This is a genomic window from Cronobacter sp. JZ38 (genome assembly GCF_008932145.1).
Taxonomy (GTDB): domain Bacteria; phylum Pseudomonadota; class Gammaproteobacteria; order Enterobacterales; family Enterobacteriaceae; genus Cronobacter; species Cronobacter muytjensii.
Map to the genome: position 1 here is coordinate 459,008 of NZ_CP017662.1, position 23,798 is coordinate 482,805.

The following is a 23,798-nucleotide window of genomic DNA, read 5'->3' on the forward strand; positions in this document are numbered from 1 at the left end:
GCTCCACCACACCGGCTTACTGCGGGTACGGCACCCAATCGCCGCCGCTTAAGCGCACCCAGGGTTTCCCCTGATATTGCACCACCACGGCGTTAGCGTTCTCAGAGACCGGCGCGCTCTGCGGCAGATTACTGGTCAGCCCCTGCCAGTCCACGTTATCGGCCACAAAGTTTTTCCCATCCAGCATCCGCGTTACCAGTTCCGAAATCGCAAGGAAGCTGCTTGGCTGATCTATCTCAACCGCGGCGCCCTGATGCGGGGCTTTCATGCCGATAAACTTGATGCCGACCGGCACGTGCGTGATAGCCGGGCTCGGGATATCGCGCAGGCCGGAAACCTGCATTTTATCACCCTGCAGCGCCGCGCCATGCTCCGGCACGATCACCACCATGACTTTGCGATTCTCTTTTTCGAGCTGCGTGAGGAACGCGTCCAGCTCGTCAAACAGCTTCTGCGCGCGCGCTTTGTAATCGGCGGTTTTGCTGTTGCCCGGATAGTGGTTGCCGTCATGCAGCGGCAGCAGGTTAAAGAACGTGGCGCTGCGATCGCCGCTGCCTTCGCCCTTCACGGTCTGCTGCCAGCGGTTAAGCACCGCCGCGTCGTCATACACCGGCGAGCCGTCGAACGACAGCAGATTCACCGGCAGCCCCGACTGATCCATCAGCGGCTCCTGCATATTGCCGTTTTCGCGCACTTCTTTGAGGAAGTTACCGAACACGCCGTTATGGTCCATCATCAGGTGACGCTTGAAGCCGAGCTTCGCCAGGTTATCGAACAGGTAGCACTGCTCGCCGGCGGGCTGATACAGGTTTTTATGCGACGGCTGGCCGCAGCTGGCGCGCAGCAGACGGATAGCCGCCGGGCCGCTGTATGACGTGCCGGAGTTAAAGTTCTTAAACACGATATCGAAATGCGACCACAGCGGGTGCGACATCAGGCCGGCGGCCTCCACATCGGCCCACGCCAGCGAACAAATGTTAATGACCAGCAGATCAAAAGGCTGGGCGTCGGCTGGCAGGCTCGCCGGGAACGTCGTCTGGCGTTTGGCCTCGCTGGCGTAGAAACTGTTCAGCCAGTCATTAATACTCTGTGAGCTTGCGGGGGCGGTTTGCAGCGGTATATCGCCCGCCACCAGGTTATTGGCGGTATTCGCCACCGTCGGCGCCGCGCCGCCGCCCGTGGTCGTCACCGTTGCGGGCGCGGTGTTCCCGGCAGGCCATAGCGAGACGATCGGGCCGGTAATGGTCAGCACGTTAAGCCAGACCAAAATCGCCACCACAAATACCGTCACCCGCACCCACTGGGAGACAAACATCCAGGCGACCAGCAGTACAAAGGCGGCGCCTATCATCTGCCAGTTAATAAAGCGCGTCACCAGGTCCAGCACATAGTCGGTGCTAAAGCCCGCCACCTGCGAGCCCTGGCTCATAATGCTTTGCGGCCCCGGCAGCCAGGTGTCATGCCAGAACAGGCCAATACCGACCGGAATGGCTATCCAGTGGCGCAGACGGTGCAGGCGCAGATTGGGGATCGGAAACAGCAGAAACGCCATAAACACCAGGTTGGCGAGCGGATGGAAATTCAGGTAGCCCGTCCAGAGCAGGCCGAATTTCAGCAGGAAATAGTAGTTCCAGCCGGAAAGACCGCGCCAGTTTTGCCAGCCCGAGCGGGCAAGGGGAGCGGAGTGAACGTGATTAGTCATGTTTTACATTAGCCTTGACGGTAGAGCGGCGGCGCAACGTACCAGCGGGTTTAACAAAGCGGGGGCGAAACAGCAACGGGCGCAGCGTTTTCATGATACGCCGCTTACCCACGCACAGCGCATACCCCAAAGGAATGAACACCAGCGCGCACAGCGCAATAAGCTGAAGAATATCGCTAATCGACATCATAACGCGCGCTCCTGTGCCGGATCGTTAAGCAGCGTAATGGGCGTCGGCGTACGGCGTACGGGAGTTTTCGGCGCATCCGTAAGGATGGCGGCGGTCTGGCTCGCCTGACGCGTCATCGCAAGCGGCGCGGTCCACTGCTCCGGGCGCATCGCGCTCATCTGGAAAATCTCTGCGGCTATCTGCTTATCTTCGTGCCACACCATGCGGTTGGAAAACAGCTCGCTTATCGGCAGCGGGAAGATATGGCTCAGGGCGGTATCGAGATCGGTTATCCGACAGAACGAGAGAAACAGCACCAGCCGGTTTTCACCGAGCGTGACGATATCGCCCATGCGCCCGGGACGGCAGAGCGTTAATGCCTGTTCGACGCGAATGCCTGGCACCGGGCGCAGCGCCACCAGAATGCCTTTGTTGTCCTGCGGGATAAGTACATTATTCATCAGCGCGCCGACGGCGTTGCAGAAAACGTCCCACGGCTGATAGCCGCGCATTTTCAGCGGCTGCATCGCCTCCAGCAGCGTATTCACATCTTCCGGCACAAAGCGGGTGAACTGTTGATTCTGCACGCTTTCGATAAGCGTCAGGCAGCGGGAGAGCGGCGCGTTCCACGGGATCACCATATTCGCGCCGCAGCCCAGCAGCAGCCGTTCATCGGTGGCGCGCACGCTGGCTTTGTTCTCGCGCACGATAATTTTCAGCGCGCTGCCGCGCTGGCGGCGCAGCGCGTGTACGTGACGCGCCAGCCCTTCAATCTGGTTGTTTTGGGTGAGCGAGAAGATAACCGTCGCGGCCTGGGCCTGGCGGGCCTCGTTAAACAGCGCGTCGTTGCTTTCAAACAACATCCAGTTTTCGGAGAGCGGTGGCGCGCCTTCCAGCACGGCGATATGGCTCAGCACACGGCGTTCGTCGCTGCGCGATTGCAACGAGACTTCCTGACGCGGCACCAGCGCCAGGCGGCCATTGGCGTACGTGACCTGCAACTGCTGACGCGCGCTCACGCCTTTATCGTTAAACCAGAACGCCACATCATACAGCCAGGCGTCGCCCTGATAGCGCAGCGTGGCGAGGCCGGAAAGGTGCTGGTATTCGCTCATTAGCATTGACGTTTGCCGATCGGCCTGCGCGCCGGAATTAATAATCAGCAATGTGCAGCGCTGTTCTTGTGCCCAGCTTTGGCTTTTTCTTATCCAGGCTTTAATATGAGCGGGCGCGACACCCTGCCAGGCGTTTTCCGCGCACAGCAGGACGATAAAATAGTTTTCCGGTTCAAAACTGCAAAGCAGATCGTGATGCAGATGATGAAATGCATCCTGACTATTCGGCATGGTAAACAGACGTACTTCATCCGGGCCTGCCGGCGCGGGAGGAAGCGGAGAAATAAGGGTTTCCGGCGCGGCGCTCATGGTAATGACAGCCACTTTCGTCTGCGGCGCTTGTGCCTGAAGTGTTTGATTAACGAACAATATTGCGTCGCTATAGCGGTCGCAATTTATCCATCCCAGCCCGCCTGCCGAAATATGGCGCAGCTCATCCCATAGCGAATCAATGCCAATTGAAAAAACAAGAGCCATGGTGCCCTCAATATATAAAGAGTATGACTGTCAGTTTACTAGCGAAAGCCAGGAAATAAACCTAACATTGAAATTAAAGAACATGATCATTAGCATGCAAACCGGGACTGCGCAGATTCTTTGTTATCGTTTGCTGGCTTTAGTGATATTGCTCTAAGGAAAAACAGAATATATGCCTGAGAATGACGCTAAGGCCGCACGCCAGCCCGATCATGGCTACACCTTTCAGAACGATTTCGAAGCACTCAGCAGGGTGTTTTCACTTCCAGATTTCGACTACACCGACATTTCTCAACGTGAACAACTCGCGACGGCGATTGCGCGCTGGCCGCTGCTGGCGGAATTAGCGCGTCGTGATTCAGGAGCGCAAGAAGGATGACCGTTCTGGCATTACAGGGCGTGCGGGGCGGCGTGGGCACTACCTCTTTAACGGCGGCGCTCGGGTGGGCGCTGCATCAGCTCGGCGAATCGGTGCTGGTGATTGACGCCTCGCCGGACAACCTGCTGCGCCTCGCGTTTAATATCGATTTCGACCACACCGACGGCTGGGCGCGCGCGCTGCTGGACGGCAAAGCCTGGCAGTCCACCGCCTGGCGTTACGCGCCGGGGCTGGATGTACTGCCGTATGGCTCGCTGCGTCAGGCGGAATGGGAAAACAGCGGCGCGCTGACGGCGTCGCTCGGCGTTTTCGCCAACCACCTTCAGCATCTCAAGGCGAGCGGCCACTGGCGCTGGATATTGCTCGATCTGCCGTGCGGTTTCGACGCTGTCACCCGCAGTCTGTTGCAGGTCGCCGACCGCACGCTCTGCGTGGTCCAGCCTGACGCCAACTGCCACGCGCGCCTGCATCAGCAGGCGCTGCCCAAGGGCGGCGATCTGCTGGCAAACTTTCGGTTGATTTCAAGCCAGGTGCAGAACGACATCTGGCAGCTCTGGCTGCAGACGCAGCGTAATCTGGTGCCGGTCGCGATTCACCGCGACGAGGCGATGATGGAGAGCTTCGCCGCTAAACAGCCGGTGGGCGAATACCGCCCGGATTCGCTGGTGGCGGAAGAGATAGTCACGCTGGCGAACTGGTGTCTGCTGCATTACGGGAGAGAAAGGGCATGATAAGCATCTCCGCCCTGCTGCTCGCGCCGCCAGCCCGCGCGCGGCTGCGCGAGCGTTATCTCACTTACCGCCGCAACGGCGCGCCGCCTTTCAGCGCGGCGCTGGGCTGCATGTGGCTGACGCTCGCCTGGCTGCTGCTGCCGCTGGAAAATCCGCACTGGCAGGCGATCCGCGTCCGGCACGGGCTGCTGTTTCCCCATATCAACCCCGACCGTCCGCGTCCGCTGGATATCGTGCGTTATCTGTTACAAGGGCTGTGGCTGCTGACGCTCCAGCCCTGGCGTGCCGTGGCCGCGCCGCGCTGGCGGGCGGTCTCGAAGCTTCAACTCTGGCGCGAGCGTTTTAACCTCTGGCTGGAAACGCTCCCGCAGCGTTTTAGCGATGAGACCCACCATCTTAACGAGGAGAAAGAGCTGGGCCATATCAACGAGCGCCTGCGGCGCGTCGTGCTGGGTGTGGTTATCTTTTTCTCGCTGGTGCTGGCCATTCTCTGTGTGACGCAGCCGTTTAACCCGCTGTCGCAGTTTATTTTCCTGATGCTGCTCTGGGGCGTGGCGATGCTGGTGCGCCGTCTGCCGGGCCGTTTCTCGGCGCTGATGCTGATTGTGTTGTCGCTTACCGTCTCCTGCCGCTATATCTGGTGGCGTTACACCTCCACGCTGAACTGGAACGATCCGGTAAGCCTGGTGTGCGGGCTGGTGCTGCTGGTGGCGGAAACTTACGCGTGGGTGGTGCTGGTGCTCGGCTACTTCCAGGTTATCTGGCCGCTCAACCGCCAGCCGGTGCCGCTGCCGAAAGATCTTAAAGAGTGGCCGTCGGTCGATATTTTCGTGCCGACCTATAACGAAGATCTGCACGTGGTGAAGAACACGATTTACGCCTCGCTCGGCATCGACTGGCCGAAAGATAAGCTGACTATCTGGATCCTCGACGACGGCGGCCGCGAAGAGTTTCGTCGCTTTGCTGAATCGGTAGGCGTGCAGTATGTCGCCCGCACGACGCATGAGCACGCCAAAGCGGGTAACATCAACAACGCGCTGAAGCTTGCGAAGGGCGATTTTGTCTCGATTTTCGACTGCGACCACGTGCCGACGCGCTCGTTCCTGCAAATGACGCTCGGCTGGTTCCTGAAAGACAAAAAGCTCGCGATGATGCAGACGCCGCACCACTTCTTCTCACCGGACCCGTTCGAGCGCAATCTCGGGCGTTTTCGTAAAACGCCGAATGAAGGGACGCTGTTCTACGGCCTGGTGCAGGACGGCAACGACATGTGGGATGCGACCTTTTTCTGCGGCTCCTGCGCCGTGATCCGCCGTGGCCCGCTTGATGAGATCGGGGGCATCGCGGTCGAAACGGTGACCGAAGACGCCCATACCTCGCTGCGCCTGCACCGGCGCGGCTATACCTCCGCCTACATGCGTATTCCGCAGGCGGCGGGGCTTGCGACGGAAAGCCTCTCGGCGCATATCGGCCAGCGTATCCGCTGGGCGCGCGGCATGGTGCAGATTTTCCGTCTCGACAATCCGCTGTTCGGCAAAGGGCTGAAGCTTGGGCAGCGTCTGTGCTACGTCAACGCGATGCTGCACTTTCTCTCTGGCGTGCCGCGGCTTATCTTCCTGACCGCGCCGCTGGCGTTCCTGCTGCTGCATGCTTACATCATCTACGCCCCGGCGCTGATGATAGCGCTGTTCGTACTGCCGCATATGGCGCACGCGAGCCTCACCAACTCCAAAATCCAGGGCAAATACCGCCACTCGTTCTGGAGTGAAATCTACGAAACGGTACTCGCCTGGTATATTACGCGGCCCACGATGGTGGCGCTCTTCAACCCGCACAAAGGGAAGTTCAACGTCACCGCCAAAGGCGGCCTGGTGGAAGAAGAGTATGTCGACTGGGTGATTTCGCGCCCGTATCTGATGCTGGTGCTGATTAACCTGTTCGGCATCCTGGTCGGCATCTGGCGCTACTTCTACGGCCCGGCGAATGAAATGCTCACCGTGGTAGTCAGTATCGTCTGGGTCTTCTATAACCTGATTATTCTCGGCGGCGCGGTGGCGGTGTCAGTGGAGAGCAAACAGGTGCGACGCTCTCATCGCGTGGAGATGGTGATGCCAGCGGCAATCGCCCGCGAAGATGGCCATCTGTTCTCTTGTACGGTGCAGGACTACTCTGACGGTGGCCTCGGCATCAAAGTCCACGGCGGCGCGCAGCTCCTGCAGGGCCAGAAAGTGAACCTGCTGATGAACCGCGGCGCGCAGGAGTACGTCTTCCCGGCGAAAGTCGTGCGCGTCTTTGGCGATGAAGTGGGCCTGAATCTCGACGGCCTGACCACCCGCCAGCATATCGATTTCGTCCAGTGCACCTTTGCGCGCGCCGATACCTGGGCGCTCTGGCAGGACAGCTTTCCGGAAGACAAACCGCTGGAAAGCATGCTCGATATCCTCAAGCTCGGCTTCCGGGGCTATCGACACCTGGCGGAGTTCGCGCCAGCGTCATTAAAAATTGTCTTTCGCACCCTTACCACGCTGGTTTCCTGGATAGTGTCGTTTATCCCCCGTCGTCCGGAGCGGACGTCGTTGGGGGAGCGTGCGCTCCCGGTTATGGCTCAACAATGATGAAAATACGCGATGAAAAGAAAACTCTCCTTGATGTGCGCTGTGGCGGTAGGAATGAGCCTGTTGCCTGCAGCGTACGGTGCGCCTGAAGCCACAAACGATCCGAACGCGACCGCGGCGCCGACGGTGCCGGTGGTCGCCCTGGCAACCGAAGGCGTTATGACCGCGACGCCTGCGCGTACCGAGGCGTTAACGCCCGCCACGCCGCCTGCCGCGGGCACCGAGCCTGCGCCCGCGACGGAAGGCGCGGTGCTCGGGCAGGTCATGCCGGGCGTGCAGGGTGCCGGAGCGCCGGTGGTGCAGGACGGCGCGCCCGCGCGCGACGTCACGCTGAGTTTCGCGAGCATCGCGCCGCCGCCGGGCAGCATGGTCCTCAAAGGCACCAGCCCGAACGGCTTTGTTGAGTTCGGGATGCGCAGCGACGAAGTGATTTCGAAAGCCACGCTGAACCTGACCTACACCCCGTCGCCGTCGCTGGTGCCGGTGCAGTCGCAGCTTAAGGTCTATCTGAACGATGAATTGATGGACGTGCTGCCGGTCACCAAAGAGCAGCTCGGCAAGAAAACCACCGCCCAGGTCCCTATCGACCCGCTTTACGTCAGCGATTTCAACCGCGTGCGTCTGGAGTTTGTCGGCCACTACCGCGACGTGTGTGAAAACCAGGCCAGCAATACGCTGTGGATGGATATCGGGCGCAACAGCGCGCTGAACCTGACGTTCCAGACGCTGCAACTGCAAAATGACCTGTCGCACTTCCCGGTGCCGTTCTTTGATTCACGTGACAACCGTCCGCTGGAGCTGCCGATGGTGTTCGCCGCCTCGCCGGATCTCGTCACCCAGCAGGCGGCAAGCATTGTCTCCTCCTGGTTTGGCTCCCGCTCCGGCTGGCGCGGCCAGCGTTTCCCGGTGCTGTATAACGAGCTTCCGACGCGTCACGCCGTGGTGTTCGCCACTAACGACAAACGTCCTGATTTCCTGCGCGACCTGCCGCCCGCTAAAGGCCCGATGGTGCGCATGATGAGCCACCCGCAAAATCCGTGGGTGAAGCTGCTGGTGATTCAGGGCCGCGATGACAAAGACCTGTTGCAGGCCGCCAAAGGCATCGCGCAGGGCAGCCTGCTGTTCCGCGGCGACAGCGTCGAAGTGGGCGAGGTGAAACCGCTGCTGGCGCGTCAGCCTTACGACGCGCCGAACTGGGTGCGCACCGACCGTCCGGTCACCTTCGGCGAGCTGAAAAGCTATGAAGAGCAGTTGCAGGCAACCGGCCTTGAGCCGAACCCGATTAACCTGACGCTCAACCTGCCACCAGATCTCTACATGCTGCGCAGCAACGGCATTGATATGCGCCTGAGCTACCGCTATTCGGCGCCCGCCACGCGTGATAACTCGCGGATGGATATCAGCCTGAACAATCAGTTCCTGCAATCCTTCAACCTGCTGCCGAAAGACGATACCAACCGTCTGCTACTGCGCCTGCCGCTGCTGCAGGGGTTACTGGACGGCAAGAGCGAAGTGACGCTGCCGACGCTGCGCCTCGGCGCGGCCAACCAGCTGCGCTTTGATTTTGAATACACCAACCCGCTGCCGGGCGGCACGCTGGAAAACTGCGTCACTTTCCAGACGGTGCCTAACCGTGTGGTGATAGGCGACGACTCGACGCTCGATTTCTCAAGCTATCACCACTTTATCGCGATGCCGGATCTGCGCTCCTTTGCGAATTCCGGTTTCCCGTTCAGCCGGATGGCGGATCTCGCCGATACGATTATCGTGATGCCCAAACAGCCGAACCCGGCGCAACTCACCACGCTGCTGGACACGGCGGGCACTATCGGCGCGCAGACCGGTTTCCCGGCCATTAACCTGACTATCACCGACGATGGCAGCCAGATGCAGAATAAAGACGCTGACATTCTGGTGATCGGCACGCTGCCGGCATCGCTGAAAGATGAAAAACACGTCGATATGCTGGTGCAGGCCACCGAAAGCTGGGTAAAAACCCCGTCGCGCGACGTGACGCTCGCCGATACCGACGCCCGCGACCGCCAGCCGCTGACGCAGACTGAAGTGCGCTCTTCCGGGCCGATGGCGGCGGTCGTGGGCTTCCAGTCGCCGTACCATGATCAGCGCAGCGTCGTGGCGCTGCTGGCCGACAGCCCGCGTGGTTATGAACTGCTGAACGACGCGCTCAACGACAGCGGCAAACGCGCCGCGATGTACGGCTCGGTCGTTATTGTGCGTGAATCGGGTGTTAACAGCCTGCGCGTGGGCGATGTCTATTACGTCGGCCACCTGCCGTGGTTTGAACGCATCTGGTACGCGCTGTCGAACCACCCGATCCTGCTGGCCATTTTCGCGGCCATCAGCGTGGTGTTGCTGGCCTGGGTGTTGTGGCGTCTGCTGCGTATCCTGAGCCGCCGTCGTCTTGATCCGGGTAATCATGGGTAACGTGTTATGAAAAATCTTTGCAGATGGCTGGCGGCGGGCGTGTTGCTGGCGACGGTTTCAGCCCATGCCGCCTGTAGCTGGCCCGACTGGGATCGCTTCAAAGGCGGCTATATCAGCGAAGAAGGGCGCGTGATTGACCCCAGCGATCCGCGCAAAATCACGACGTCTGAAGGGCAGAGCTACGCGCTGTTCTTCGCGCTGGCGGCCAACGACCGCGAGGCGTTCGACAAAATTCTGCTCTGGACCGAAAACAACCTCGCCGAAGGCTCGCTCAAAAATACGCTGCCGGCCTGGCTGTGGGGCATGAAAGGGCCGGACGAATGGACGACGCTCGATACCAACTCCGCCTCGGACGCCGATTTATGGATAGCCTGGAGTTTGCTGGAGGCGGGGCGTCTGTGGAAAGAGCCGCGCTACACCGACACCGGCAAAGCGCTTCTCGACCGTATCGCCAAAGAAGAAGTCGTGACCGTGCCGAAGCTTGGCGACATGCTGCTGCCGGGCAAAGTCAGCTTCGCCGAGCCGACGCTCTGGCGCTTTAACCCGAGTTATCTGCCGCCGCAACTGGCCCGCTATTTCACCCGTTACGGCAAGCCCTGGACGACGCTCCGGGAGACCAACCTGCGTCTGCTGCTGGAAACCGCCCCCGAAGGCTTTTCGCCTGACTGGGTGAGTTATGAGGCCGACAACGGCTGGCTGCTCAAGCCCGCGAAGCCGCAAAAGCCGCTTATCAGCAGTTACGATGCTATCCGTGTTTACCTGTGGGTCGGCATGATGAACCCGGCGGATGAACAGCAGGCGCCGCTGCTCAAACGGCTCAGCGCAATGGAAACCGCGACGCAGAAAGCGGGCCTGCCGCCGGAAAAAGCGCGCGTCATTGACGGTAAAACCCAGGGCAACGGGCCGGTGGGCTTTTCCGCCGCGCTGCTGCCGTTCCTGCAAAACCGCGATACCCAGGCGTTGCAGCGTCAGCGCGTGGTCGATAACTACCCGCAGCAGGACGCCTATTACAGCTACGTATTAACCCTGTTCGGCCAGGGATGGGATCAACACCGTTTTCGCTTCACCGTAGACGGTGAGCTACAACCCGCCTGGGGAGAGTCATGCACAAGTTCGCGTTAAGTATCACCGCGCTGACGCTCGGCGTCGCCCTCTCAGGGCAGGCGCAGGCGCAGCCGGACGCCAGGCAGCAGTTGCTCGAACAGGTGCGCCTTGGCGAATCCGCCAAACGTGACGATCTGGTGCGCCAGTCACTCTACCGGCTGGAGCTGATAAGCCCGGACGACCCGGACGTGATCGCGGCGCGGATGCGTTATCTGCTGCGTCAGGGCGATAACACAGGCGCGCAGCAGCAGTTTGCGCGACTGGGCAAACTCGCGCCGCAATCGTCGGCATATCAACAGGCGCGCATCACCCTGGCGCTGGCCTCGCCGGAGGGGCGTCAACAGTTACAACAGGCACGTCTGCTCGGCACCACCGGGCATACCCAGGAGGCGCTCGCGGCGTATCAAAAACTGTTTAACGGCGCGCCGCCGGACGGCGATCTGGCCGTCGAATACTGGACGCTGGTGGCGAAAGACCCGGCGCGTCGCGACGAGGCGATCCGCCAGATGCAGGCGCTGAACGCCCGCGCGCCGGGCAACGATCAGCTGCGTACCCAACTTGCGCTACAGCTCTTTTCCGCCAACCGCCAGCAGGAAGGCTTTAGCATTCTGGAGCAGATGGCGAAATCGGGCGGCGGACGCGAAACGGCGGCGGATCTCTGGTATCAGCAGATTCAGGGCATGCCCACGAGCGATGCCAGCGTCGCCGCGCTGGAGCGCTTCTTACAGGTATTCAGCAGCGGTGAAACGGCGGATAAAGCCAAAGGGCTGCTGGCGGAGCAGCAAAGCAAGCTCGCCGACCCGGCCTATCGCGCCAGAATGCAGGGCATCGCCAAAGTGGAAGAGGGACAGGGCGCCAGCGCGGTGGCGGATCTGAGCCGCGCGGTCACCGCGAACCCGAACGACAGCGAGGCGCTGGGCGCGCTCGCGCAGGCCTATTCCCAACAGGGCAACCGCGCGCGCGCTGTGCCGCTGCTGGAGCAGGCGCTGAAACAGGACCCGAACAGCCCCAACAGCGGCCGCTGGCAGAGCCTGTTGCAGGTCAACCGCTACTGGCTGTTGATAGAGCAAGGCGACGCGGCGCTGAAAGCCAATAATCTGGCGCAGGCGCAGCAGAAATATCAGCAGGCCGCAACGGTGGACAATACCGACAGTTACGCGGTGCTGGGGCTGGGCGACGTAGCGGTGGCGCGCAAAGACGATGCGCAGGCCGAGCGCTATTACCAGAAGGCGCTGCGCATGGATAACGCCAACAGCAACGCGGTACGCGGACTGGCGAATCTTTACCGCCGCCAGTCGCCAGAGCGGGCAGATGCCTTTATTGCCACGCTCTCGGCCAGCCAGCGGCAAAGCATTGAAGATATTGAGCGCAGCCTCGCCAACGATCGCCTTGAACAGCAGGCCAGCGCGCTGGAAAGCCAGGGGCGTTTCGCTGAGGCCGCCGCGCTACAGCGCCAGCGGCTGGCGCTCGACCCGGAAAGCGTCTGGATAACCTACCGGCTGGCAAGCGATCTGGCCGCCGCCGGACAACGCCGCGATGCCGATATTCTGCTTGGGCAACTGGCCCAGCGCAGGCCGACCGACCCTGAGCAGGTCTACGCATACGGACTCTATCTTTCCGGCAGCGATCGCGAGCGCGCCGCGCTCACGCATCTCAACACGCTGCCGCGCGATAAATGGACGCCGAATATTCTCGAACTGGCGCAGCGGTTGCAAACCAATGAACTCATGGCGACCGCTAATCGTCTGCGTGACAGCGGTCAGGAGGCGCAGGCCATTGCGCTGTTGCGCCAGCAGCCCGCCTCTGACCGTATCGATTTAACGCTCGCCGACTGGGCGCAGCAGCGCGGCGATAACGCGGCGGCGCGCGCGCAATACCAGACGGTGCTGACGCGCACGCCGGGCAGCGAAGAGGCGCGGCTCGGGCTTGCCGAAACGCTGATTGCCGAAGGCGATAATGCGGCCGCGCGCGAACAGCTCGCCGCGCTGGCGACGCCTGCTGCAAACGGCGAACCGCGCTCGCCTGGCACGCTGCGACGCCTCGCCAACGCTCAGGCGGCGCTTGGCGACACGCAGCGCGCGCAACAGGCTTTCGCCGTGCTTGCCGCTACCGCCAGAACGCAGCCGCCGTCGCAGGAAACCGCGCTGGTGCTGCGTGATGCCGCGCGCTTCCAGCGCCAGAACGGTCAGCCGCAGCAGGCGTTACAGACGTATCGCGACGCGATGGTGGCCTCGGGCATCACCCCGACGCGACCTGCCGATAACGACGCCTTCACGCGTCTCACCCGCAACGACGCCAGCGATGACTGGCTGAAGCGCAGCGTGCGCGGCGATGCGGCGGAGTTGTATCGTCAGCAGGATTTAAACGTGACGCTCCAGCATGACTACTGGGGCTCCAGCGGTACGCCGGGGTATTCGGATCTGAAAGCGAACACCACTATGTTGCAGGTGGACGCGCCGCTGCGCGACGGGCGGATGTTCCTGCGCACCGACGCGGTGAATATGAATCCGGGCAGCTTCAGCGGTGACAGCTACAGCGAAACCTGGGGCACCTGCGCCGAAACGCCTTGCTCCGGCAACGCGAAACAGCGCGCCTCCGGCGTGAGCGTGGCGGCAGGCTGGCAGAATGAGACCTGGGATGTGGATCTCGGCACCACGCCAATCGGGTTTAACGTGGTCGATGTGGTGGGCGGCGTCAGCTACAGCAGCGATCTCGGCCCGATTGGCTATACCGTTAACGCCCATCGCCGACCGATTTCCAGCTCCATGCTGGCTTTCGGCGGACAGCGTGACGCGCCGTCTAACACCGGCACCACCTGGGGCGGCGTGCGCGCGACGGGCGGCGGGGCGAGCATCAGCTACGATCGCGGCGAGGCGCATGGCGTCTGGGCCAGCCTCAACGCCGATCAGCTCACCGGTAAAAACGTCGCTGATAACTGGCGTGTCCGCTGGATGAGCGGCTATTACTACAAGCTGATTAACGAAAATAATCAGCGCCTCACCATTGGGCTCAACAACATGGTGTGGCACTATGAGAAAGATTTGAGCGGTTACTCTTTAGGCCAGGGCGGTTACTACAGCCCGCAGGAGTACGTCTCGTTCGCGGTGCCGGTGGCGTGGCGAATGCGAACCGAAAACTGGTCCTGGGAGCTTGGCGCTTCAGGTTCATGGTCGCATACGCGCACCAAAGACCAGCGCCGTTACCCGCTGTCGGGCCTGATCCCGACGCCGGTCATCAACCCGGCTAATCCGGCGTTGAACCGTTACGCCGATAAAGATGCGCAGGAAGAGGGCGACAGCAGCGCTGGCTGGGGGTATACGGCCAACGCGCTGGTTGAACGGCGCATCACCGCAAACTGGTCGGTCGGCGCGGCGGTGAACATTCAGCAGGCGAAGGATTACACGCCGAGCAATTTCTCGCTGTTTATCCGCTACTCGCAGGCTGGCTGGCAGGGAGACATGGATATGCCGCCGCGGACGCTGACGCCATACGCCGACAGGTAACGAGAATAATGCCCGTTCGGCCCGGCCGCGCGGTTAAATTCCACAACAATGCAGTATACTTCCGCCCGCAATGATAATTATGAGTGATTATCATGCGGGCAGTGGCATCAGTGGAGAATCAAGTTGCGAGTCAGTCGTTCCCTAACGATTAAACAGATGGCGATGGTTTCGGCCGTTTCCGTCTTTTTTCTTTTTATTTTCAGCGTCGTTTTGCTGTTTCATTTTGTGCAATCGCACCGTTACCACACCGCCATGCAGATGGAGAGCATCGCCCGCTCAGTGCGCCAGCCGCTCTCCGCCGCGATCCTGAAGGCTAACATTCCGGAAGCGGAGTCTATCCTTCGCGACATCAAACCCGCTGGCGTGATAAGCCGCGCTGACGTGGTGTTGCCCAATCAGTTCCAGGCGTTGCGCATGCGCTTTACGCCCGAACGGCCCATTCCGGTGACGCTGGCGCGCGTTTTCGAGCTGCCGGTGCAGATAACCCTGCCGCTCTATTCGCTGGAGCGGCCCGCCAACCCGCAGCCGCTGGCGTATCTGGTGCTTCAGGCCGACTCCTGGCGCATGTATCGCTTCATTATCAACGCTATTTCGACGCTGCTGACGACGTTCCTGCTGCTGGCGCTGATCCTCTCTGTGGCAATCACCTGGTGCATTAACCGGTTGATCCTCCACCCGCTGCGGGATATCACCCGTACGCTGAATGAGCTTGACGCGCATGAGCTGGCGCATCATCAGCTCACCATTCCGCGCCTGCATCAGGATGACGAAATCGGCATGCTGGTGCGCAGCTACAACCGCAACCAGCAGGCGCTGGCGCGTCAGTTTGACGAGGCGCGCTCCAGCGCCACGCGTTTTGCGCAAACAGGCCTGCCGAACCGGGCGCTGCTGATGGCGCTGCTGGAACAAGCCGTAGCGAGCGGCGGCGCGACGGCGCTGCTGTATGTGGCCTGCGAGCCGCTGCGTGAAGCCGGGGCGCTGGCGTTGGCGCGCGTGGAAAAGCTGCGCTCGGTACTGACGCCGCGCATGGTGCTGGCGCAAATTAGCCAGGACGATTTCGCGATTATCGCCCACGGCGTGAAGACGCCGGAGCACGCGGTCACGCTGACGCAACAGCTGCTGGCCGCGCTTCACGAGCCGCTGGAGCCGCATTCCGCTGTTCACGCCGCCGCAGCCAGCATCGGCGTGGCGATGTTTGATGGCCGCCAGAATGCCTCGACGCTCTATCAAAGTGCGGTATCCGCAGCGCTCGACGCGCGGCGCAAAGGCGTGAATCAGGTGGCGTTTTTCGGCGAAAAATCAGCGAACGCGCAGGAACACGCCATGCAAAACGCGCTGTCGCGCCGCCAGTACGCGGTCTGGCTACAGCCACAGGTGGATATGCGCACCGGCGAGATTGTCGGCGCGGAGGCGCTGCTGCGCGAACGCCAGCCGGACGGCGACTGGACGCTGCCCGCCGGGCTTATTGAGAATATTGAATCAAGCGGGCTTATCGTCACCGTCGGCGACTGGGTGCTGGAAGAGGCGTGTCAGCTGCTGGCGCGCTGGCAGGCGCACGGCATCATGCTGCCGCTGTCGGTGAATGTGTCGTCGCTGCAACTGTTAAACCGCGATCTGGTGCAGACCATGCTGCAACGGCTGGCACGTTACGCCATTGCGCCTGGCACGCTGACGCTTGAGATGACGGAAAGCCAGCGCATCACCGATACCGGCGCGGCCATCGCCATGCTGCGCCCGTTGCGTGAGGCGGGCGTGCGCATCGCGCTTGATGATTTCGGCATGGGATATGCGAGCTTAAGTCAGCTACAGCAGATGAAAGCGCTGCCGGTCGACAGCCTGAAAATCGACAAAAGCTTTATTGATAATCTGCCGGATGATGACAGCGTGGTATCGGCAATCATCAATATGGCGAAAAACCTTAACCTCGATCTGGTGGCGGAAGGCATACAGAACGAGGCGCAGCGCGACTGGCTCCTGAGCGCGGGCGTAACGGTGGGCCAGGGCTTTCTGTTTGGCAAAGCGGCAACGCCGGCGGCATTTGAAGACGCCTGGCTGTCAAAACCCTAAAACCGCTGCAAAGGGTGTAAAACCGTTCAGGCTGACGCGTTTCAGCTCATAAAATTTAACATTTATGTTTCCAAAATGATGCTTCGATATATCTGACATGTTTTACGGGTGTTACTTTTAGCGCTACAGGCGGGATTTTCACACACAATTCCTGTGGTTATTACCTTCAAGGACACCCCTATGAAACTCTCTATCTTCAAAAGCCTCTATTTTCAGGTATTGACCGCGATAGCGATCGGGATATTGCTCGGTCACTTCTACCCGGAGCTGGGCGCGCAGATGAAACCGCTGGGCGACGCCTTCGTGAAGCTGATTAAAATGATTATCGCGCCGGTGATTTTCTGTACCGTCGTGACCGGCATCGCGGGTATGGAAAGCATGAAGGCGGTGGGGCGCACGGGCGCGGTCGCGCTACTCTATTTTGAAATTGTCAGTACCGTGGCGCTGATTATCGGCCTGGTTATCGTCAACCTGGTACAGCCGGGCGCCGGGATGAATGTCGACCCCGCAACGCTCGACGCTAAAGCCGTCGCAGTTTATGCCGAGCAGGCGCAGCAGCAGGGCGTCATCGCCTTTCTGATGGATGTCATCCCCTCAAGCGTTATCGGCGCATTCGCCAGCGGCAATATTCTCCAGGTGCTGCTGTTCGCCGTGCTGTTCGGCTTCGCGCTGCACCGTCTGGGCCGCAACGGCCAGCTGATTTTCAACGTGATCGAAAGCTTTTCGCAGGTGATTTTCGGCATCATCAATATGATCATGCGTCTGGCGCCTGTCGGCGCATTCGGCGCCATGGCATTTACTATCGGTAAATATGGCGTCGGCACGCTGGTGCAGCTCGGCCAGCTCATCATCTGCTTCTACATCACCTGTATTCTGTTCGTGGTTGTCGTGCTGGGCAGCATCGCGCGGGCCACCGGCTTTAATATCTTCAAGTTCATTCGCTATATCAAAGAAGAGTTGCTGATCGTGCTCGGCACGTCGTCGTCGGAATCCGCGCTGCCGCGTATGCTCGATAAAATGGAAAAGCTCGGTTGCCGTAAATCGGTGGTGGGGCTGGTTATCCCGACCGGTTACTCGTTTAACCTCGACGGCACGTCGATTTATCTGACGATGGCGGCGGTATTTATCGCTCAGGCGACCAACAGCCATATGGATATTTTCCATCAGATAACCCTGCTGGTGGTGCTGCTGCTCTCCTCGAAAGGCGCGGCGGGTGTGACGGGCAGCGGATTTATCGTGCTGGCGGCCACTATTTCGGCGGTCGGTCATCTGCCGGTGGCAGGGCTCGCGCTGATCCTCGGCATCGACCGATTTATGTCTGAAGCGCGCGCATTAACCAACCTGGTGGGCAACGGCGTGGCGACAGTGGTAGTGGCGAAGTGGGTGAAAGAGCTTGATGAAAACCAGCTGCGCGAAACGCTCAATAACAAGCATTCTGGCTCCAAAACGCAGCAAATCTCCTCCTGATCACACTCTTTAACCCGCCGCTGCTTGCTCTGGCGGCGGGTGCCTGCGCATAATTAGCGTTTATTTCCCTCTATTGCGCGACATTTCCGCATTTTTGCGGTCTAACGAAAAGTTTAAGCGCTATCTTTGGCGGCGGGCCACAGCAGCTCTTGTCGCCATTTGACTGTTTTTAACCAGGAATGTTGATCAGGGGTATACATGCAGGGCACAAGAATTCGACTTATCGCTGGCGGCATACTGATGGCGGCCGCCAGCCTCGTGCAGGCAGAACCGCTCCAGCCCGACCCGGCCTGGCAACAGGGCACGCTGAGCAATGGCTTTCAGTGGCAAATTCTTTCCACTCCGCAGCGCCCGAGCGATCGCGTTGAAATTCGCCTGACCGTTAACGCCGGGTCGCTCGCCGAAACCACCCAGCAAAGCGGCTACACCCGTTTTCTGCCGCGGCTGGCGCTGACTCAGAGCGGGAGTCTCCAGGCTGTGCAGGCGCGCTCGCTCTGGCAGCAAAGCATCGATCCCAAACGCCCGATGCCGCCGGTGGTCGTCTCTTATGACTACACGCTGTTTAACCTGAGCCTGCCGAATAACCGCAACGATCTCCTCAAAGAAGCACTGACTTATCTCTCCGATACCGCAGGCCGCGTCGCCATTACGCCGGAAAGTATCACCAAAGCGCTGCAGACGCAGGATATGGTCGCCACCTGGCCCGATACCCAGGATGGCTGGTGGCGTCATCGGCTGAAAGGCTCCACGCTGCTGGGCCATGATCCTTCAGTCGATTTGAAGCAGCCAGTGGATGCGCAGCAGCTGAAAGCGTATTACGAGAAGTGGTATACCCCGGACGCCATGACGCTTATCGTGGTCGGCAACGTCGACAGCCGCGCGGTGGCGGAGCAAATCAACAAAGCCTTCGGTGAGCTGAAAGGCAAACGCGAGACGCCAGCCCCGGTGCCGACGCTGTCGCCGCTGCGCCGTGAACCCGTCTCCATCATGACGGACAGCGTGCGCCAGGATCGCCTCTCGATTATGTGGGACAACCCGTGGCAGCCTATCCGCGAATCCGCCGCGCTGCAACGTTACTGGCGCGCAGACCTGGCGCGCGAAGCGCTGTTCTGGCACGTTCAGCAGAACTTAAGCAAAAACAACATTAAAGATATCGGCATTGGCTTTGACTGCCGCGTGCTGTTCCAGCGCGCCCAGTGCGCCATCAACCTGGAGTCGCCAAACGACAAGCTCGACAGCAACCTGGCGTTGATTGCCCGTGAGCTTGCGAACGTGCGCGAAAACGGCCTGTCGGTGGATGAGTTCAACGCGCTGATCGCCCAGAAAAAACTGGAGCTGCAAAAGCTGTTCGCGACCTATGCGCGCACCGATACCGACGTGCTCATTAACCAGCGGATGCGCTCGCTGCAAAATCAGGTGGTGGACATCGCGCCGGAGCAGTATCAGAACCTGCGCCAGAGTTTCCTCAACAACCTGACCGCCGCCGAGCTGAATCAGGATTTACGCCAGCAACTCTCGCAGGAGATGGCGCTTATCCTGCTGCAACCGAAGGGCGAAGAGGAGTACAGCGTGAAGGCGCTCAAGGAGACGTGGGATCGTATTATGACGCCCGTAACGCCGCCGCTTACGCAGGATGACGCGCGCACGGATGTCACAGACATTCCGCCCGCCCGTTAATCATTACGGTGGTGATAAAACCCGACGCCTGGCGCCGGGTTTTTTTCTGGGTGCGACAGGCAATAAAAAGCCCGGCTTGTGGGCCGGGCGCATTAACGCGTGCGGCTTACTGCGGCATCGCCTCGCGCGGGATAATCGCGCCGCGATACTGAATCACGGCGCTGGCGGTCAAATGGCCGCGTTTCGCCGCCGCTTGCGCGCTGCCGCCGGTCAGGCGTACTGCCAGGTAACCGGCGCTGAACGAGTCGCCCGCCGCGGTGGTGTCGATCACCTTTTCTTTCGGCAGCTTCACTGCCGGCACTTCACAGAGCGGCTCGCCCGCCACCGCCACGAGGCATGATTCGGCACCGCGTTTAATCACCACCTCACGCACGCCCGCCGCCTGGGTGCGCGCAATCACGTCGTCGACGGGTTTTTCGCCCCACAGGGCGTCTTCGTCATCAAGCGTCAGAAAAGCGATATCGGTGCAGGCGAGCATCTGCTGATACACCTGCTGCGTCTCTTCGCGGCTCGCCCACAGGCGCGGGCGGTAATTATTGTCGAAAATCACCTTGCCGCCGTTGGCGCGGCAGGCGCGCAGCAGGCCGAGAAGCTTTTCGCGGCTCTGCGGGCTTAAAATCGCCAGGCTAATGCCGCTCAGGTAGAGATAATCAAAGTGCGCCAGCTGCGCGCAGATGGCGTCGGCCTCGTCGCTCTCCAGCCAGAAGCGGGCGGCGGCTTCGTTGCGCCAGTACCAGAAGGTGCGCTCACCGCGTTCGTCGGTTTCGATGTAGTAAAGCCCTGGCAGGCGGTTATCCATGCGCTGGATCAGATCGGTTTTCACGTTTTCGGCCTGCCAGGCGTCGAGCATCTGCTGGCTGAAGTTGTCTTTGCCAAGCGCGGTAACGTAATGCACCGAGAGCGCCTGCGGGCTCACCTGACGGGCGATATAGACCGAGGTATTTAGCGTATCGCCGCCAAAGCCGCGGTTTACCTGCGTGCCCTTTTCCGACAGTTCAATCATGCATTCGCCAATCACGGCAATCTTTTGCTCTGACATAGTGACTCACCTGAAAACGAGAAGATGGGCGTTAGTGTGTGCCGCCGCGATCGCGCAGTCAAACGTTTTAAAACGCTGTTCCAGTATTTTTTGAGCTACCCCAGAATTCCCGACAAAAAGCGTTATTCCTTATAACCCTGCGGGTCGGACAACTGTGCATAAAGTTCTCAACCGTAGCGCCGATAATTCCAGGACGAGTCCCGGTAAGCCATCACATAACAGGACCAATTACCATGAATTTAAAACAGGTCACTCACCGGCTGGCGCTGCCGTCGGCGAGTGTCGAAAGCCTGCATGAGCGGCGCTACTGGCTGCAGTGCGAGCGAACCTATACTTATCAGCCGATCTACAGAACCGACGGGCGGCTGCTGGCGGTGGAGCTGCTGACCATTGTCACGCACCCTAGCGAGCCGACGCGCCGCATCGCGCCAGACCGCTATTTCGCCGGCCTGCCGGTACGCTATCGTGTGGAAGTCATTGAAGAGCAGTTGCAGGTGCTCTGCGCGCGCGCGCCGTTTTTTACGGAAAATAATATTCTGGCGTCCGTTAATGTCGACGGCCCGACGCTGATGGCGATGCGCGACATGCCGCAGATCCGCGCCATGACCGAAGCGCTGCCGTGGGTGCGCTTTGAGCTGGTGGAACATATCAGCCTGCCGCAAAACTCGACGTTCGCGAGCTTCTGCGAATTCGGCCCGCTATGGCTGGACGATTTCGGCACCGGCATGGCGAACTTCTCCGCGCTGAGCGAAGTGCGCTATGACTACATTAAAGTGGCGCGTGAACTGTTCATCATGCTGCGTCAGAGCGCCGAAGGCCGCACGCTGTTTACAATGCTTCTGCAACTGATGAACCGCTACTGCGAAGGCGTGATAGTCGAAGGCGTGGAAACGCTCGAAGAGTGGCAGGATGTGCAGCAGTCGCCTGCGCTGGCCGCGCAAGGCTATTTTCTCTCGCGCCCTGTGCCCTTCGAAACGCTGGAAACGGTAATACTCAGACTCTCCTGATGAGCTTTGCGCTGTCGTGCACTATCTTTAGTGAAGGCAGGCATCATCAGGACGAGGTGTGAGGATGACAAAAACAACCAAAATAATCAGCGTGGTAGCAGGGGTTTTCTTGTTGCTGGTCGTTGTCGCTATCATCATTATCGCGACGTTTGACTGGAATCGGCTTAAGCCGACCATCAACCAGAAGGTCTCCACGGAGCTAAACCGCCCCTTTGCCATACGTGGCGATCTGGGCGTGGTATGGGAGCGAAACAAAGAAGAGCCCGGCTGGCGAAGCTGGGTGCCCTGGCCGCATCTGCATGCTGAAGATGTCGTACTTGGCAACCCGCCCGATATTCCGCAGGTAACCATGATTCACCTGCCGCGCGTGGAGGCGACGCTGGCCCCGCTGGCGCTGCTCACCAAAACCGTTTATCTCCCGTGGATTAAATTTCAGAAGCCGGACGCGCAACTGATTCGTCTGTCGGAAAAAACCAATAACTGGACGTTCGACATGAAGCAGGACGACGGCGAGGAGACGCAGCAGCCGTCTGCCTGGTCGTTCCGGCTCGACAATATTCTGTTCGATCAGGGCCGGTTGCGGGTGGACGATAAGGTCAGCCGCGCCGATGTGGAAATTCTTATCGATCCGCTCGGTAAGCCGCTGCCCTTTAACGAAGTGACCGGCGAGAAAGAGAAAAAAGACGGCGATAAGGTCGGCGATTATGTGTTCGGGCTGAAGGCGCGCGGCACATATAACGATCAGCCGCTGCGCGGCAGCGGGAAAATCGGCGGAATGCTGGCGCTGAAAAGCGAAGGCACGCCGTTCCCGGTGCAGGCGGATCTGCGCTCCGGCGATACCCGCGTGGCGTTTGTCGGCACGGTTAACGACCCGATGAATATGGGCGGCGTCGATCTACAGCTCAAATTCGCCGGCGATTCGCTGGGCGATCTCTACGAGCTGACCGGCGTACTGCTGCCGGATACCCCGCCGTTTGAAACTGATGGCCGCCTTGTCGCGAAAATCGACAGCGAAAAAGGCTCGGTCTATGACTATCGCGGCTTTAACGGGCGGATCGGCGAGAGCGACATCCACGGCTCGCTGACCTACAGCCAGCGTAAACCGCGCCCGAAACTGGAAGGGGATCTGGAGTCGCGGCAGTTGCGGCTTGCCGACCTTGGCCCGCTGATTGGCGTCGATTCCGGCGCGGGCGCGCAGAAGAGCAAAAACGCCGAGCAGAAAAAAGGCGAAAAACCGGCGCAGCCCGGCGACAAAGTTCTGCCGCATGACACTTTTGAGACCAACAAATGGGACGTGATGGATGCGGACGTGCGCTTTAAAGGGCGTCGTATTGAGCACAGCACGCGCCTGCCGATTAGCGATCTCACCACCCATATTCTGCTCACCAACGGCGATTTACGCCTCAAGCCGCTGAAATTCGGCATGGCGGGCGGGACGATTGACGCCAATATTCACCTCGACGGCGATAAACAGCCGATGCAGGGCGCGGCGGATATTCAGGCGCGCCGACTGAAGCTGAAAGAGCTGATGCCGAACGTAGAGCTGATGCAGCGCACGCTCGGTGAACTCAACGGCGACGCGAAGCTGCGCGGCACCGGTAACTCTGTCGCGTCGCTGCTCGGCACCAGCGACGGCAACCTGAAGATCCTGATGAATGACGGGCTTATCAGCCGCAACCTGATGGAAATTCTGGGCCTGAACGTGGGTAACTTTATCGTCGGGCAGATTTTCGGCGACGACGAAGTGCGGGTGAACTGCGCGGCGGCGAACCTGAACCTGACTAACGGCGTGGCGCGCCCGGAAATTTTCGCCTTTGATACCGAAAACGCGCTGATTAACATCACCGGCACCACCAGTTTCGCTGATGAGCGGCTGGATCTGACCATCAATCCGGAAAGTAAAGGAGTGCGCATCGTGACGCTGCGCTCGCCGCTCTATGTGCGCGGTACCTTTAAGGAGCCGGATTATGGCGTGAAGCCAGGGCCGTTGATTGCGCGTGGGGCGGTTGCCGCCGCGCTCGCAACGCTCGTGACGCCTGCCGCAGCGCTGCTGGCGCTGATTTCGCCATCCGAGGGCAGCGAGAACCAGTGCAGCGCTATCCTGGGGCAGATGAAGCAATAAGGGGCTCCAGTATCGTCGTAAAAAGCGGGTGCCCGTCGCGCCCGCGTTGAACGAAAACCCCGTCGGTGTCGTGTTCGACGGGGTTTTCGTTTTCTGGGAATGAGACGTGCGCAAGGCCGGCGGCGTGGTTTAAGTGCATGTCGTTTAAGCACGTGGCAGGCCCCGGCCTTTTCACGCCG

15 protein-coding genes are annotated in these 23,798 nt (G+C 60.3%); 11 read left to right on the forward strand and 4 right to left on the reverse strand.

Translation table 11 applies throughout. The features are described from left to right. Positions 1 to 16 precede the first annotated feature (16 nt). Genes bcsG through bcsE form a run of 3 tightly spaced genes read right to left on the reverse strand, consistent with a single transcriptional unit; the run spans position 17 to position 3,463 of the window. Positions 17 to 1,702 carry a cellulose biosynthesis protein BcsG gene (bcsG, locus tag BJP61_RS02120; RefSeq protein ID WP_038866826.1) on the reverse strand — a complete coding sequence of 562 codons (1,686 nt, stop codon included), beginning with the start codon at positions 1,700 to 1,702 and terminating at the stop codon, positions 17 to 19. Further along, positions 1,695 to 1,892 (reverse strand): cellulose biosynthesis protein BcsF, encoded by a 198-nt coding sequence (gene bcsF, locus BJP61_RS02125; protein ID WP_075193335.1) that lies wholly within the window; start codon positions 1,890 to 1,892, stop codon positions 1,695 to 1,697. The genes bcsG and bcsF overlap by 8 nt, the downstream gene beginning before the upstream one ends. Beyond that, positions 1,889 to 3,463, reverse strand: a complete 1,575-nt coding sequence (gene bcsE, locus BJP61_RS02130) for a cellulose biosynthesis protein BcsE (protein ID WP_171997763.1) — start codon at positions 3,461 to 3,463, stop codon at positions 1,889 to 1,891. Before bcsE ends, bcsF begins: the two co-directional genes overlap by 4 nt. Positions 3,464 to 3,635: 172 nt before the next feature. Here bcsE and bcsR point away from each other — a divergent pair, with 172 nt between their 5' ends. The 9 genes from bcsR to BJP61_RS02175 all read left to right on the forward strand — a co-directional run bounded on the left by bcsR (position 3,636) and on the right by BJP61_RS02175 (position 19,451). Beyond that, on the forward strand, positions 3,636 to 3,842 hold the full coding sequence (bcsR, locus tag BJP61_RS02135; RefSeq protein ID WP_038866831.1) for a cellulose biosynthesis protein BcsR: 207 nt from the start codon (positions 3,636 to 3,638) through the stop codon (positions 3,840 to 3,842). Further along, on the forward strand, positions 3,839 to 4,573 hold the full coding sequence (bcsQ, locus tag BJP61_RS02140) for a cellulose biosynthesis protein BcsQ (protein WP_171997764.1): 735 nt from the start codon (positions 3,839 to 3,841) through the stop codon (positions 4,571 to 4,573). The genes bcsR and bcsQ overlap by 4 nt, the downstream gene beginning before the upstream one ends. Further along, positions 4,570 to 7,188, forward strand: a complete 2,619-nt coding sequence (bcsA, locus tag BJP61_RS02145) for a UDP-forming cellulose synthase catalytic subunit (protein WP_075193333.1) — start codon at positions 4,570 to 4,572, stop codon at positions 7,186 to 7,188. Before bcsQ ends, bcsA begins: the two co-directional genes overlap by 4 nt. Before the next feature lie 12 nt (positions 7,189 to 7,200). Further along, positions 7,201 to 9,633, forward strand: a complete 2,433-nt coding sequence (bcsB, locus tag BJP61_RS02150) for a cellulose biosynthesis cyclic di-GMP-binding regulatory protein BcsB (protein ID WP_171997765.1) — start codon at positions 7,201 to 7,203, stop codon at positions 9,631 to 9,633. A 6-nt stretch (positions 9,634 to 9,639) separates the two neighbouring features. Continuing rightward, positions 9,640 to 10,755, forward strand: a complete 1,116-nt coding sequence (bcsZ, locus tag BJP61_RS02155; RefSeq protein WP_038866835.1) for a cellulose synthase complex periplasmic endoglucanase BcsZ — start codon at positions 9,640 to 9,642, stop codon at positions 10,753 to 10,755. Next, positions 10,737 to 14,240 (forward strand): cellulose synthase complex outer membrane protein BcsC, encoded by a 3,504-nt coding sequence (gene bcsC / locus BJP61_RS02160; RefSeq protein ID WP_171997766.1) that lies wholly within the window; start codon positions 10,737 to 10,739, stop codon positions 14,238 to 14,240. The genes bcsZ and bcsC overlap by 19 nt, the downstream gene beginning before the upstream one ends. Before the next feature lie 123 nt (positions 14,241 to 14,363). Further along, positions 14,364 to 16,307, forward strand: coding sequence for a sensor domain-containing phosphodiesterase (locus tag BJP61_RS02165; RefSeq protein WP_220393056.1), 1,944 nt, complete (start codon positions 14,364 to 14,366; stop codon positions 16,305 to 16,307). 180 nt (positions 16,308 to 16,487) lie between these two features. Then, on the forward strand, positions 16,488 to 17,774 hold the full coding sequence (locus BJP61_RS02170; protein ID WP_075193329.1) for a dicarboxylate/amino acid:cation symporter: 1,287 nt from the start codon (positions 16,488 to 16,490) through the stop codon (positions 17,772 to 17,774). 198 nt (positions 17,775 to 17,972) lie between these two features. Then, positions 17,973 to 19,451 carry a pitrilysin family protein gene (locus tag BJP61_RS02175; RefSeq protein ID WP_038866844.1) on the forward strand — a complete coding sequence of 493 codons (1,479 nt, stop codon included), beginning with the start codon at positions 17,973 to 17,975 and terminating at the stop codon, positions 19,449 to 19,451. 106 nt (positions 19,452 to 19,557) lie between these two features. Here the strand turns inward: BJP61_RS02175 and BJP61_RS02180 are convergent, their stop codons facing one another. After that, entirely contained in the window at positions 19,558 to 20,490 is a 933-nt protein-coding gene (locus tag BJP61_RS02180; protein ID WP_171997768.1) for a sugar kinase, read from the reverse strand. A gap of 233 nt (positions 20,491 to 20,723) precedes the next feature. Between BJP61_RS02180 and pdeH the strand changes: the two genes are divergently transcribed. Both pdeH and BJP61_RS02190 read left to right on the forward strand, forming a co-directional pair. Next, on the forward strand, positions 20,724 to 21,497 hold the full coding sequence (gene pdeH, locus BJP61_RS02185) for a cyclic-guanylate-specific phosphodiesterase (protein WP_171997769.1): 774 nt from the start codon (positions 20,724 to 20,726) through the stop codon (positions 21,495 to 21,497). Positions 21,498 to 21,561: 64 nt separating this feature from the next. Next, the gene (locus BJP61_RS02190) at positions 21,562 to 23,619 is read left to right on the forward strand and encodes an AsmA family protein (RefSeq protein ID WP_171997770.1); all 2,058 of its coding nucleotides are present in this window, start codon (positions 21,562 to 21,564) and stop codon (positions 23,617 to 23,619) included. Positions 23,620 to 23,798 lie beyond the last annotated feature (179 nt).